At 44.2% G+C, this 14540-nt stretch carries 12 protein-coding genes; 6 read left to right on the top strand and 6 right to left on the bottom strand.

Features of this window, described 5'->3' with window-relative positions:
• Nucleotides 1-11: 11 nt before the first annotated feature.
• The 3 genes from B1L02_RS20935 to B1L02_RS20930 form a co-directional block, all read right to left on the bottom strand.
• The gene (locus B1L02_RS20935) at nt 12-572 is read right to left on the bottom strand and encodes a hypothetical protein (protein WP_088532697.1); all 561 of its coding nucleotides are present in this window, start codon (nt 570-572) and stop codon (nt 12-14) included.
• Nucleotides 573-922: 350 nt separating this feature from the next.
• Entirely contained in the window at nt 923-1054 is a 132-nt protein-coding gene (locus B1L02_RS25025) for a hypothetical protein (RefSeq protein ID WP_257790112.1), read from the bottom strand.
• A gap of 16 nt (nt 1055-1070) precedes the next feature.
• Nucleotides 1071-3203, bottom strand: a complete 2133-nt coding sequence (locus B1L02_RS20930; protein WP_088532696.1) for a winged helix-turn-helix domain-containing protein — start codon at nt 3201-3203, stop codon at nt 1071-1073.
• Nucleotides 3204-3449: 246 nt separating this feature from the next.
• Between B1L02_RS20930 and B1L02_RS20925 the strand changes: the two genes are divergently transcribed.
• The 5 genes from B1L02_RS20925 to B1L02_RS20905 all read left to right on the top strand — a co-directional run bounded on the left by B1L02_RS20925 (nt 3450) and on the right by B1L02_RS20905 (nt 9309).
• Nucleotides 3450-4286 (top strand): alpha/beta hydrolase, encoded by an 837-nt coding sequence (locus B1L02_RS20925; RefSeq protein WP_088532695.1) that lies wholly within the window; start codon nt 3450-3452, stop codon nt 4284-4286.
• Between the two features lie 301 nt (nt 4287-4587).
• The gene (locus B1L02_RS20920) at nt 4588-5196 is read left to right on the top strand and encodes a hypothetical protein (protein ID WP_088532694.1); all 609 of its coding nucleotides are present in this window, start codon (nt 4588-4590) and stop codon (nt 5194-5196) included.
• A 38-nt stretch (nt 5197-5234) separates the two neighbouring features.
• On the top strand, nt 5235-5990 hold the full coding sequence (locus B1L02_RS20915) for a DUF3307 domain-containing protein (RefSeq protein ID WP_088532693.1): 756 nt from the start codon (nt 5235-5237) through the stop codon (nt 5988-5990).
• Nucleotides 5991-6603: 613 nt separating this feature from the next.
• Nucleotides 6604-8139, top strand: a complete 1536-nt coding sequence (locus B1L02_RS20910) for an ATP-binding cassette domain-containing protein (RefSeq protein ID WP_232003237.1) — start codon at nt 6604-6606, stop codon at nt 8137-8139.
• 90 nt (nt 8140-8229) lie between these two features.
• Nucleotides 8230-9309 (top strand): DNA topoisomerase IB, encoded by a 1080-nt coding sequence (locus B1L02_RS20905; RefSeq protein WP_088532692.1) that lies wholly within the window; start codon nt 8230-8232, stop codon nt 9307-9309.
• A 234-nt stretch (nt 9310-9543) separates the two neighbouring features.
• On the opposite strand, the gene B1L02_RS20895 is transcribed toward B1L02_RS20905, so the two are convergent.
• The 3 genes from B1L02_RS20895 to B1L02_RS20885 are packed head-to-tail and all read right to left on the bottom strand — an operon-like array spanning nt 9544 to nt 13459.
• Entirely contained in the window at nt 9544-10371 is an 828-nt protein-coding gene (locus tag B1L02_RS20895; RefSeq protein WP_088532690.1) for a DUF4198 domain-containing protein, read from the bottom strand.
• Between the two features lie 2 nt (nt 10372-10373).
• On the bottom strand, nt 10374-11465 hold the full coding sequence (locus B1L02_RS20890) for a PepSY-associated TM helix domain-containing protein (protein WP_088532689.1): 1092 nt from the start codon (nt 11463-11465) through the stop codon (nt 10374-10376).
• The gene (locus B1L02_RS20885) at nt 11465-13459 is read right to left on the bottom strand and encodes a ligand-gated channel protein (protein ID WP_088532688.1); all 1995 of its coding nucleotides are present in this window, start codon (nt 13457-13459) and stop codon (nt 11465-11467) included. Before B1L02_RS20885 ends, B1L02_RS20890 begins: the two co-directional genes overlap by 1 nt.
• 122 nt (nt 13460-13581) lie before the next feature.
• Here B1L02_RS20885 and B1L02_RS20880 point away from each other — a divergent pair, with 122 nt between their 5' ends.
• Nucleotides 13582-14517, top strand: coding sequence for a LysR family transcriptional regulator (locus B1L02_RS20880; RefSeq protein WP_088532687.1), 936 nt, complete (start codon nt 13582-13584; stop codon nt 14515-14517).
• Nucleotides 14518-14540: the final 23 nt, after the last annotated feature.

Raw genomic sequence — 14540 nt, 5'->3', positions numbered from 1 at the left:
GACTATCTCCTTTACTCTTGAATTATAAAGTTATGTACACCTAACTTAGGTAATACAGATTGAAAAAACTTGATGTCGAATAAGGCGGCATGTTTTTCAGGCAATATTGAATCGACTTTAAATAGGTAGGGAACTTGATTAGTGGTTAGCGGATCGAGATCTGATGCCTGACAAGCTAGACAGTATGTTCTTATTATGGATTGGTAATGATCATTATATTCAATCTTTTCTAGTGGAGTTTCATTCCCGAGCACCACTTTTTTTCTAATTGGATAATGGTGTATAAACTGCCCAACACCTTTGCAAAATGCTTGGTATAGTTCTGTATGCAAAATAAATGCATGGAATAACTCATCAACTAATTTGCTTGCTGCAGCAACTGCTTGTGGTGAAATAACCACAAATATTAGATAGTCTTTCAGACCCTCAACGACCACCTGGATCTCATCATCAGATAATTTATATTCAAAGTGCGTTTCTATATACCAATCAAACCACTCCAGTACAGCATCGTCAAACTTATAGTTTTCAATGTAATCGACCGCATTTTCCTTACCCTCAATTGCTTTCATTAAATCCCGTCTCCATCTCAGCAACAGCCTTAAGGTATACGCCTCACTTGAATTAGTCAAAGTGATTCTGCCCCTAATTGATTACTTGCCTGAAACAATAAACATGCTCCTGCTACCAAATTTCAACTGGCTTTAATGAATTTAAACACTGCAAATGGATTGAATTAATAAAAGTAAAATAGGCAATGCAGTTACATGTTTGCCAATTCACACTTACCCATTTTCTCCTTAAAGTTTACAGCTGTTCAAATAACAGCTCACTTAATTGAATGGTCCGCTTAAACGCTATAACAACAGACAATGAGCTTTTACGACGACCCAAACTTTATGAACTAACTCAGAATAAGGAGTTAGCGCCACATCAGCTTACCGTACGCTCTGTTCGCAGATAAAAAACCGAGTACAAACCCATAGCCTTTGTATTGTGCGAGCAATTGCCCTAGCTCTTGCCTAAAATGCTGACATTGAGCTAATTTGCTCATTTTTATACTCCAGTTATTAATTCGCAACCGTAAGCTCTACCACTTCTTTCTTGGCCGATATTCGATTTATCAACAGTACATCGTTGTCGTTAATGTCGGTGAGATAGTCGACACTGGTAGGTACTTCGCCGAGTATAGTAAACGACGTTTTGTCTAAATCATAGAACCAGAATTGATTGTCTTCATTGACGCCATATATCCCATTGCCGCGCATTACAAAAGATTTTCCTCTGCCGCCTTGATTGTCTAGTGCACTGATCCGCTGAGGTTCAACAGCGCCTATTTGCCAAAACTGATCAAGTCTATCCTTATACACAACTTTACCGTGTTCACTTTCAAGTGCCCAAAGCACAGGTTGCTGCGTCAATATTTGAAAAGATTGTTGAGCAAAATCATAAGCAGCTAACTTCATTTCTCCCTTTACTCTAATCTGTGTTAGTGCACGTTGTTTTGCACTTTTCCATTGATATAAGCGTAAAACTGGGTAGGCGTGCGGGTAAGATGTCAAGCTACCATCTAAAGCAATTTGTGTCAGTACACCACTGACACTGACCAATATGCTTTGGCCATCCTCTGCCCAGTGGATCCCGCGAATAAAAGTATCTAACGGGAAGTTAGTCAGTTGTCGCGTGTTATTGCCATCGCTTAGCCACACCTGTTCAGTACCAGAGCGCTCCGACCAAAATGCCACTAAGTCTCCATCTGGCTGAAAAACAGCCTGATCTTCACCAAGGTTGGTTCGCGCAAAGCTGGTGTATGTTTGAGCGCCTTGTGCTAGCTGTGTCAGTGGTAATTTGACGATATCACCGTCGTAAGGCCCTTTGATCATCAGTACACTTTTGCCATCAGGGCGAAATTCAGGCTGCCTCATTCGATCTGAAAACGGCAATTGAATTTTACTCACAAGTCCTTCATAAGTTAGGCTAAATAGCTGACGTCCGGTACTAAAAATCAATTGCTGGTTGAGTGGGTCAAAACTTGGGTAGATATCGTGAAATTTAGTAATTTCCGGCGGCCGCAGGATCTGATGGCTAGAGATCAACTCACCGTCGGGTTTTAGCATATCGATATAATGTAGGCCATCGGCATGAATGCTACTGACCGCGATTAAATCATCTTGAGGTGAATAGGCGTAATCAATCAACGTCCCCTCTTCTACGGTATAAAGATCAGCACTGCTGTCGTCATCAATGGAATAATTGATCAGCTTCCAGCGCTCGCCTTGTTTTTGCTTCAATACCACATTGCCATCGTTCAGCCAGATAGGCTTATCAACCACTGAGTTTTTACACTGGAGAATAACTTTTGGCTGCTGAGGGCTTTTCAATGCTTTAGTAAAATCGAGTGTTACAAGGTCGTAGCAGCGCTTTTGTGTAACGGGCTCGCGACAAGTGTCGGTGGCCAAAAACAGTAACTGCTCACCATCTTTTGAGAAACTATGCCTGCCGTATGCTCCAAAGCGCTCGGTGAGCAGGATCTCTTGCTGGGTATCCGCCTTTTTTGCCCATATCTTATTATCGCAAAACTTATCTAAATAGCGGTGAAAAACAATGTACTGACCATCAGGGGAATAGCTTGCATCAAATTCTTTATCGTCAGTTGCGGTCAGTGAGCGCAAAGTATCAAAGATCAGTGGTGAAGGTTTTTTGATGGAAAAATATTGATAACTAATAGCCCCAAGCAAAATCGTGAAGGCAAGTAAAACAAACACATAAAGACTGAGTTTGTGTCTATTCTGAGTTTGATTTACGTGTTTATCTTGTTGTATTTCAGGCTCAGGGACTGCCGTCACCTCACGTTGCGGCTCAGTATTCGTCAGCTCGCTCGTTTGCTCCCCCCAACGTACTTCACACTCTAAGCTATATCCCTTTTTAGCATGCGTTTGGATGTAACCTTGCACCTTACCATCATCCCCAAGCGCCTTTCTCAATTGCGCTATACTACGCTGCAAAGTATTAGGAGAGACTACCGTATCTGGCCATACTGTATCGAGCAAGGTATCAAGGCTAATCACTTTGCCTTGATTCTGAGCCAAGCAAGTGAGTACCGCTAGGGCCTTTGGTGCCAGTGTTTGACATTCACCTTGGTGTGAAATCTGGTTACGTGATAAATCTACAAAAAAATCACCAACCCAATATTGTTCTACCATAAATCCCCAGAGTACCTATCGCACGCGCTAACCACGCCAATTATTATAATTATCAGTATAAGGATAAACTTGAAAAAATCGAAACTCAACAACATAACGACTTGATATAAATAGTTTTTTATTTAAAAGTCACAATTCAGCACAACATCATGTAAACGTCATGCATTTTTGTTCTCAGCTGCTAAGTTGCCAGTACGAGATACTTATTCATTAGCCTAAAAATAACATGAAAGAAGGAAAAGTGTGATGAAACGTTTGCTGTTTATGCTGATATTACTCCTATTCTGTAGCTTGCTAAATGCCAGTGAAGTACCGCAATATGCGATGCCCGGAACGCAAGTTGTACCACTAAAAGATACCACTACCGGCTATCAATATGAGCTTTATATCAAGCTGCCCGAAGAATACTCAAAAGATAAGAGCTACCCTGTGCTCTACTTTACCGATGCGGTATGGCATATCGAAGCATTGTCTTCGGCAACCTTCTTTTTGTTCGATGAAGTGATCCTCGTTGGTATCTCGTGGCGGAAAAATATCAACACCACCCGGCTTCAGGAAGAAGGCCCTTTTGTTAGCCGTTACGCTGATTATTCTTTTACAAAGTCAAAAAACAGTGAACATCAGCAAAAGTACCAATTTGGCCAAGCAAATGCTCATACAGCCTTTATTCGCAATCAAGTTATTAAGTATGTTGAAAACAATTACTCGGTAAAGCCCAATAGTCGCAGTTATTTTGGCTATTCTCTCGGTGGACTATTTGGCGCCTATATATTGCTTACCCAGCCTGATACCTTTGACAACTATATGTTAGGCAGTCCATCTGTTAGACAACTGGATGCGCTAAAAACACTTTCTAGCTCCAAACAACCACTCAAAGGGAAAGTGTTTATCTCGGTTGGTACAGAAGAACATAAATTAGCACTGCAAATCGACGCATTTATCGACTACCTAAAAAGCAAGCAAAGTGATGGCTTATCACTGCACAAGACAATGTCCAATGGCACACACCAAACTGCTTTCCCTGAAACCGTAATACGCAGCATCAATTGGTTAAAGTCTATTTATGGGAGTAGTCAGGAATAAAGTAGCCCCGCGCTTCATTGACATCAAAAACACTGAGTGAACACAGAAATCAAACTGAGAGAAAAACAAACAAATCAAAAACTTAAACTTTAGCAATCTGTAAGCTTAAGGACAGTTGATAAACGTCTATTTCTCACATATACGGAAGCTTTGTCTGCCTCCATTCATGCGTTCGCTTTGGTAAAATACTGCCGAAGCGAACAAGCCTAACCGACTGCTTGCTTTTTATCCAGCTTCATACCAAAATAAAAGTAACCAATATTAGTTACCTTTTTAAATGTAACCAAGTTAAGTTACCTTTATGACATCAATATCTCAAGGTGTGGTGATCACAGCAGACATTGTCGGCTCCCAATCACTGTCACAATTACAACTTACAACGCTACAAAGCGAGTTAAAGGACTACTTATCTGAAATAGCGGCCGCAGAGCAGGGCTATTATAGTTTTTACCGTGGCGACGGCTTTCAGCTTGTGTTGCCAGATGCTACGAAACTGTTCAATTTAGCATTACGGCTAAGATTGTTTTTAATTAGCCGACATAGCGATGCCAGACTCAGCCTTGCGGTCGGTGAAGTTAATATCACAGCAGCAGATTTATCAACTGCAACAGGCGCTGCGCTGGTACTTGCGGGCCGAGGGTTGGACGCAATTGGACAAGCAAGACTCAGGTATAACAATGACAGCAATGCCCACTTTACGCTAAACCTTGCGTTCGTGGATTTATTACTTTCGAACTTAACCCAAAAACAAGCAGAGGCCGCTTTTATTCATATTTCACACCCTAAGTTGAGCCATGCCGATATTGCAAAACAACTCAGCACCAGTCGGGTGAACGTGACTAAGTTACTCAATAGCGCACACTATGCTTTATTAGACCAATTTTTAGCAATTGCACACTCACACGACTAGTCGAATGCTCAACGCTTAAAAATCACGAGGTGGACTTAATGAACGAATGGCAAGTATTGTTATTGTGGTTAGTAATAGGCCACACAATCACTGACTTCTACCTCCAACCTATGAGCTGGGTGCATGACAGAAACACCCATCACTATAAGTCCATCAAGTTGTTGTGGCATAGTGTGGCGCATGGCGGAGCTGCACTTGCAATCATCCTACTTTGGCAGTCTACTTTGTTTTGGGGAGCACAATGGAATGCGCTGCTCTTTGCGCTAGCGGTAGGTATTAGCCACTATTGTATCGATTTAGCTAAATCCTATTCTAGCAAAGGCGTTATTCCTTTTGTGCTAGACCAATGTGCACATATCGCCATATTAGTGGCCGTCACTTGGCAAATTGCAGAGCCTGAGATTGCACTTAGTGCCTTTGCAACGCCTTTTGCCAATGTCCAGCTGCTAATATTAATTGTGGGTTATTTACTGGTATTGCACCCCGCATCAATATTCACCAGCATGCTGCTTGAGCGCTGGCAACTCAATAATTCATCCCTTGATAGCCTGCCGCAAGCAGGAAGTTTAATTGGTCAGCTTGAACGTGTATTGCTCCTGAGCTGCGTTTTACTGGATAGCTGGGCTGCTATCGGCTTTATTCTCGCTGCTAAATCGGTATTTCGCTTTGGCGATCTAACCCAAAGCCAAGACAGAAAGCTCACCGAATACGTGATGTTGGGCACGCTTGTCAGTGTGTTGCTGGCCCTTGTGGTCGGCGCCTTAATCAAACCATTTATGCCTATTCAATTGTGATTTAATCAATTCCGCGCCTTGACATTTAACCTAGGGCCAGTTTATCTTTCAAGTTTGTTTTTGCAGCAGTTTGATTGGTATTTATACAAGGCAGAGCCTGCGTAGCATAGTTATTCTATGTGAGTCAGGCGATAAAGACTTTGTGCTCCTGCAAAGTCCCCTTACCCCACATCCTTGTGGGGCAACACAGAAGAAATGCTAATCAAGCGCTGCCCTTTGGGTTCACCTGAGTGCGCTTTGTTCATTGTTGTTCAACTTTTGCCTAGATTACTAGGCGGCAAGTCGAGCGTCGCGACCAAAACACACTCAGGAGAACAAAAGTCAAACAGCAAAGATCAACAGGCCCTCGTGCCTGCAAAATAAACGTAGGCACGATTTATCGCTAATTATTTGCCTCTATTCGTTTTATTTCCTCATTAGGAGTTGCCATCACAATGAATAACTGAGCCCTTTGTAACTGACGAACTTATTATTAATTTCCAGTGCAAGGCTTATGGTTATCTTTGAGGCTTCTCAGACCAATCTATAGACTCTCATTTTCTATTTTACTTTTTACCGCTTTTACGAGTCTTTGTGCCTTTAGCCTTTTGCACTGCTGCAACTAGGAGCAGTAATGATGCCTTGGATACAGTTAAAGCAGGCAAACTTGACGCTTGCAAATGGTCAATGTTTATTTAGCGATGTCGACTTAACAATAGAGCGGCAATTTATTGCGGTAACAGGCCCAAATGGGGCGGGCAAATCACACTTACTCAAAGTCTTATCCGGTGAACAGCCTCTAACCTCGGGCGAGCGACAAAGCCATGGAAAATGCTTCTATCTCCCACAAGATGCGACTAACCGCTTTACCACCGTTTCTGAACTACTCGGGCTTAAAGAGAAGCTAGTAGCACTGCATCGAGCCCATCAGGGGTTAGCCTCTGAGCACGATTTTGACTTAATCTCAGATGATTGGCAGTTAGAATCAAGTTGGCAAGCAACACTTGCACCGCTAGAACTCACTTTGGAAACCCCCTTTACAAGGCTTAGTCCAGGAGAGCGAATGCGTGTTTATATTGAGATACTACAATCTCAGCCTGCAATCCTATTACTGGATGAGCCGAGCAATCACATGGACAGCGTCAATAAGCACTGGCTAGCTGAGCAGCTAAAGCACCACAAACATGGTGTGGTTGCCGTCACACACGATCCTATTTTATTAGATGCAGCCGACCATATACTGCACATAAAACAGGGGGAGCTAACTCATCACTCGCTTGGATTTGACGCCTTCAGAGAGACACTCCTTCAAACTCAAGCTCGACAAAAACAACAACATTTGGCAAATCGCGCGGAACAAAAAGCACTCAAACAAGCCATGATTGCAGCGGATCTACAACATCAACGACAGGCACGTAAAGGAAAAGCGCAAGTGCGCGCTGGTAGCCAAAGTAAACTGGTTACTGACTTTAAGTCAGACCGAGGAAGTAAGCGTCATGCCGGACAAACCCATAAGATTCAGCACGCTCAAGATAGAATAAAGAAAAATGCAGTTTACTATCGAGAAAACAAACAGCAGTTTCATTTTAATTCAGCTTCTCAAGCGAAAGAGAAGATCCGCTTAAGTGAAGCCAAACTGTGCTTTGGGCCGGAAAATACACTGAACCTTTTTGCGGATACCACACAAAAGCTCAGAGTAATAGGAGACAATGGCGTCGGAAAATCCACTTTGCTTAAAACCCTTGCGGGCCAGCTAAATTTAAAGCACGGAGAAATCCAGCGACCAACAACATGTGTTTACTTGGATCAGCACTGCACTTGGCTTAAGCAGGGCACTTGCGTTTTAGATTTTGCCCAACGCTTACTAGACACGCCACACCATAATATCATCACCAGCTTTGCAAGCGTTGGTCTTAAGATTAATCAGATTTCAGGGCCTATCAGCAACCTCAGTGGTGGCGAGAAAATGAAAGCAGCCATCGTGCTGGCAGTTCAACTACAAGGCTTTTTACTGCTTGATGAACCAGACAATCACCTCGACCTAGAAGCGCAACAGGAGCTTGCAGCTATGCTCAATCAGCTTCCTTGTGGATTTATGCTGGTCTCTCACAATGAATATTTTTGCAGTCAGCTCAGTAAGCTTGAAGCAATAAGGTTAGCAACATCATGAAAAATTTACCTGCCACTTCATAAACTAAGTCAAAAAAGTAAAGTATTTCAGATAATTAATTTCTGGTTTGGGATTTGCATTTCAACCTATATGCAACGACCAGTCACTGGAGATAATGTGGACTGCAAGGATATTCAATCTGAGTTTCACGAATGCAATCGTTTAGAGATTGCGAGAAAAAAGTGGGGCCGTGGTTTTTGCTACTTAGATGCAAGCAACAACCCTATCCGCTCCAAAATGTTCAAGAGACGGATAAAACAGTTGGTGATCCCGCCAATGTGGGATCAAGTTCAGATCAGTGCCTGCGCTTTTGACAAAGTGCAGGCCGTTGGTTTCGATGGCAAAGGTAAAAAGCAGTATATTTATCATCCGAGCTATCAGCTCACCCAGCAACAAGCTAAATTTACCCGTATGAGGCAATTTGCAAAACAGCTACCACAAGCAAGAGCGCGCTGCATAGAGCAACTAGAAAACGATGACTGGAACCAAGAAAAAGTCGCCGCACTTGCTATTATGGTGCTCGACTCCACGGGGATCCGCATTGGTAATCAACATTATTATCAGCACAATGACACTTGTGGCCTAACAACATTAAGGCGAAAGCATCTAAAATATAACGAAGCTGGGATAGCTTTTGAGTTTCAAGGAAAGCACGGTAAGCAAAGAAAAGTGAACGTATTCGACGAGCAGCTTTGCCAATTTATTAGTGAGTCTGCAGTACAAACCGGCTATGGGTTATTTCGTTATCACTATCATGGGCGTTGGCTCGATTTAACCAGTGATGACGTCAACACGTTTATCCACCGCCTGCACGGCCCAGAATTTACCAGCAAGGATTACCGCACTTGGGTAGCTTCTCGGTTAGCGGTACGGTTCGCATTTGACGTTGCAGCAGAAATAACAACTAACAACAGAAAGCGTTTCGATACCAGCTTAATTAAACAGGTAGCCAAGGCGCTTGGCAACACCCCCAAGGTCTGTCGAGACTACTACATCCACCCCACGCTCCTGAGTCACTTATGTGAACTTAGCCAAACTCAGACGCTTCCCGATTTTAGTAGAGACTTTTGGCAGTTAGATGGCTCGCTAAGCGATTGTGAAGCATTCATCGTCAAGGTATTAACAGAAGAAAAGGGGGAGGAAGGAACGCCTCCCCCTTTGGGCACTTAGTGGCGTCTCTGTTATGACCACTAAGTTAAATGGGCTGAGACGACTGCACGCCTCAAACCACATGGGGACGGTTATACCAATTAGTCTTAATACTTGCTCAATTTGAAGGAGCAAATCTGACGCTAACTGCGTTAAAAATTTCTCATTTAGAGCAACTAAATAGCAAAATTTTCGCCTGGTTATCGACAAGATTTTCTCGCCTCAAAATAGATCACTTAATTAAGCGAATTGGTATTAAAGCGGTAATACCTCGAGGGTAGTGACATAGCTGCCGGCACGTTTTGTGGCGGGTGCTTGTGCTTTGTCGTCTTCATATTCCACTTCAAACCAATACATGCCAGGCTCAGATAATGTTAGCGTCACTTCACCTTTAGCATTCGTTGTATATTTGCTTGGTTGACTGTTATCACGGTACTTTTCATCTTGACGTACCACTATCACTTCAGCACCTTTTGCAGGTTCACCATCCATCGTATACTGCAAGGTAATGGGTTCACCGGTGTACAAATCATTAGGGTGAGTAACCGGGTTTAGTTCTAGCCCTTTGCCGGTTGGCTTAAGTGCGGTGTGATTTGGTGCACCCAAAGTTACAAATACTTCTAATCGTCTTGCAACGTCGGTCACACTTAAGTTTTTTGCCGTTTTTGGTACTTCTTTGTTAAAGGCCTCTACTGAGCCAATTTTTCCGCGTCCTGGCCAGTAATGCTTTTCACCGTTTTCATCAGTCCAGCGCGCCACCAGCGAGCGACTTTGATTAAACACTTTGTAAGTGCCTTGCTGATTGAGCTCAATGTCAAACACACTACGATACTTAAGTTTTGCGGCGCTCTGAAGCTCAACCTTGCTACCAGAAGGGGACAGTGCAGATAGGCGCTCTGGTGGATAAGCATAATGATCTGGGTTAAAGATCCCATTAGCGATGGCAGCATCAAACGTGATCCATTCGCTGTCACCAGACACCACAGTGGTACTTGGCTTTATCCATACTCGGTGTGCTTCACTTAACGGGCTATATGCAGCTAAGGCAACTAAGACACCAGAAACTAACGTTGAAATTTTCACGATTAAGGCTCCATTGTTAAAATTGTTGTAGCGAGTTCAGATTTACCTTCTGCAATCACAGTGACAGGCGCAGTGATAGGTAAAGTCACCGGCAGTTTCAATACTTCACGACCTCCAAGCTCACGAGCAGCCTCTACAAACAGCGTGTATTCACCCGCAGGTAAGGCTTTAAACTCATCGCGCCAAGGGGTTAAATCAATCTTTGCCGTACCAGGACGCCTTGTAGCACCAGTCACGCCGTCTATAGGCATGGATAGGCTACGGCCGCTTCTACGCCACCAAAGACGTAAGTCTTTTAGCCACTTTTCACCTTCTTTATTCGCCATATTAACGTCATACCAAACGGCAATATCGGCAACTCGCTGTTGTTTGCTGTCCGCCAGCCATACTGCTACATAAGGAGGGTGATATTCCGCAACGTTTAAGCGCGGGATCGTGATTTCAACTTCATCAGCTTTAGCGTGCGCGGGTACCATCAGCACTAAAACAGGTAATACAAAACTTGCTGCGACGAGCGGCCAAGTCGACTTTCTTCCTCGAGAATGCTTGTATAAAAGCCATAACCCTGTGAGTGAAAACACCACACAAGCTACTGAAAACACATCAATAAACATACGCCATGCAAATCCTGTATTACGTCCTTTGTGAAGATCATTAAGGTATGATACCCAACCACGATCCGTGATCTCTTGATAAAACTCACCGCTATCAAGGGCGATGCTAAACCAGCCATCGCCACCAGCTCTTGGCAGCGCAACATACAATTCGTACTCGCTCCACTGCACATGCTGTAGTGCAGGTAACGCCGAGCCTGTGTGTGACTGATACCAAGATTGAAAGCTGTGTGGCAGCGCTGTTTGCTCTGCCGCCGCGTTAAGCTGGGTCAACAGAGCGCTTGGCAGCACCGCTTCTTTACCATATGTGGTAGGCGCAGCTTCTATCTGGCTTGCATGATTTAAGGTGATCCCCGTCACGGCAAACAGCAGCATTCCCACCAAACACACGGCAGAACTCATCCAATGCCAAGTACGCCAATCAAACAGCTTTTTAAGTCGCCGACTCGACGACTTAGCCGCTGAGCGAGCTCGTGTCATTAAAAGCTCCACGCCAATGAAACCCAATAGCGACGACCATCTTCAAAGTAGCCGTATTCTGCTTCAGTAATTTCTTCATCGAAGAGGTTGTAAATCCCAAATCCAAGCTTAATTGCTTCGTTCAGCTGATAATTTGCACCTAAATCAGTTAGGTTATACGAAGGTGCGACTAAGCTACTTTGCGAAGGCCCTGTTACAGGCTGGCTTTCTTCACCACGATAATGGAAGCGTAACCACGTGTTTAGCTCATCCGAATACTGATAATTAAGCGACGTTTGGAACAGATGTTTAGGTAACTGGTTTAACGGGCTACCAGCATACACTCCGGTTTTTTGCTCCGAATCTGTGTAGGTATAGTTTGCGCTAAGCTTCAGTTTTTCAGTCAATTGACCCGAGAAGCTAATTTCACCCCCTTGGGTTACGGCTTCATCAACGTTGACATAGGTTGTCGGTAACGAGCCAAACTCATTAGGGCCGTCCGTGCATTGAGTGAGAGGACACGAAACCCGTGAAATTTTATCGTCAAACTCGTTATAGAATACCGTTGCTGAGGTGCTGATCCCTTTAGCAAGCTCAACGTATACGCCTACCTCGTAATTAATTGAGGTTTCAGGGCTTAAGTCTGGATTACCATAAATATTGCCACCACGACTCACTTGGCCCCACGCCGCCGTGCTTTGACGCAAGTTCGGCGCTCTAAAGCCGGTTGAGATCCCACCTTTAACCGTCACCGCGTCTGATGCTGTATAAACACCGTATAAACGCGGACTAACGTGGCCGCCAAAGTTACCGTCTTTGTCATAGCGTAGGCCCATAGTTAGGGCGAATGGCTCAACGATGCGCCACTCATCCTCAGCAAATACCGACCACTGATCGTTGTCAACTTGCTGCAAATCACTAATGCGGTTACTGGTTTTGTCGGTCAAGTCTTCATTGAGATAAGCGACACCGATTGAGCTAGTATGAGACTCACCAAGCGGTAACGTCCAAAGAGACTGGAAATCTACGTTTTTAACCGTCATCTCACGGGATTTATTGTCAAACTCTTCATGTTTTAAGTAACTACGAGAACTACCAAATGACCAATAACCGTTATGCGTCAAAGAAATTGACTCGCTATCGTATTCGGTTGTGGTGGACTCAGGACAGCCTCGACGGCCGCACGGCTCACCTGGCGCAAGCGTTGCCACCGTTTTACCTAGCGTTGCATCAAGCTTTTGTGAAGCAATACCATAATCCAATAACCATTCGTGTTCATCTGATGGTGTATAGGCCAGTTTTACCTTCAGCGTATCGGCATCGCGACCTCTAAAGCCAGACACGATTTCGTCTTCGTCTCTGTGCGTAGTTTGGCCGTAAATTTGTACCCCTAAGGTATCTTTGATCAGCGAGCCTGCAGCAAAGAAATTTGCCTGATAAATATCACCTGAGCGACTGTTTTCTTGGCTGGTTGCGTCAACTCTGACTTCTCCATGCCACTCGTCAGGCGTTTTTTTAGTGATAATGTTAATCACGCCGCCAATTGCATCAGAGCCATACAGCGAAGACATAGGCCCGCGCACAACTTCGATACGTTCGATGGCAGCAACAGGAGGCGTCCATGCACCTTCAACACCAGGGCCGTCACTATTTGGCCGAGTCTCACGCGAACTTTGTCTTTGCCCGTCGACTAAGATAAGCGTGTACTGACTGCCCATGCCGCGAAGGCTAATATCTTCCCTGTCTCCGCCTCCAGTTACTACAACTCCGGGAACATCTGTCATAGCATCGGTAAGGTCTCGATAAAAGCGCTGCTGTAGCGCTTCTTGATTGATAACGCTAACAGATGCCGGCGCATTTTTTAGCAGTTGCTCAAATCCAGAAGCGGATACGACGATCACTTCCACCTCTTCTTTTATTTCTGATTTTGCATCACTTTGTGCAAGTGAGGAAAAAGGCAGGGCCGCGGCAACAGCTAAAGAGAGTGGCGCCAAACTACGACAGACCATCAACATCGAGAAACCTCCATGATAGAATACAAGATAAATAACAATTATTTTCATTTGTAATGTTATGATGATTGCGTATTTTGGAGCAATGCGGTTTTTCTTAAAGGTATTTTAAGCAGGTCTTAACAATGAATCAGAAATTGACTCGCGGACTTAAAGTGTTCGCAAAAACGGTAGAAGCTGGCAGTATGAGTAAAGCCGCTGACTTATTGCATATGACCACCTCGGCCGTCAGCCAGCAGATCAGCAAATTAGAGCAAGACATAGGCCTAAGTTTATTTAATCGAAATACTCGTAACCTCACGCTCACCGAAGCGGGCTCTATCTATTACAAATCCGCGATACAAATACTGCAAACCGCAGAGCAAGCGGAGCATGAACTCGAGTTATTACAACATACGCCATCTGGCATATTGAAGATATCTGCCCCCATCGGGTTTGGAGGCGGGCTACTCAGTAAACCACTGCGCTACTTGAGTGAGCAGTTTCCACAAATAAAAGTCGATTTGATCCTGACCGACGAATCAATTGACATCATTACTGAGGGCGTCGACTTAGCTATCTGTATAGGCCCTTTACAGGACTCAAACCTTATCGCCCGTCACCTTGCTGACTGGCAACTTATTCCCTGTGTCAGTTGCCATCATCCACTGACACAACTCAATATATCGCACCCAGACAGCTTAGCGCCTCACGCCTTGATTGGTCATTCGAGTAGTAAACAAAACCCTTACCATTTGAGCCACCAACAAACCCATCAACAAGTGGCGTTGCCAACAGCGCGCTTTATGGTGAATAATATGCAGGCTTGCATTCAGCTCACTCTAGATGGCATTGGCTATGGGGTATTACCTGAACCCGAAATTAGGCATCATCTCTCATCGGGGAGGCTAAAACGACTATGTTCAGACTGGTCATTACAAAAATATAGCGTTTATGCAGTGACGCCGCACCGCGACACCGTTGCAGCAAAAACAACCGCTGCGATTGAAAGCCTAAAAGAGTGGTTTACCCAAGTTTCCAACGACAACCAAGTGTTTGTTGGCGACTTTAGTTTTATTTAAGCTTCGCTCAGTTGAACTTTGGT

Source organism: Pseudoalteromonas piscicida (genome assembly GCF_002208135.1).
Lineage (GTDB): Bacteria > Pseudomonadota > Gammaproteobacteria > Enterobacterales > Alteromonadaceae > Pseudoalteromonas > Pseudoalteromonas piscicida_A.
Note: the sequence above shows the minus strand (reverse complement) of the source record. Positions and strands in the feature narration are given on the sequence as shown.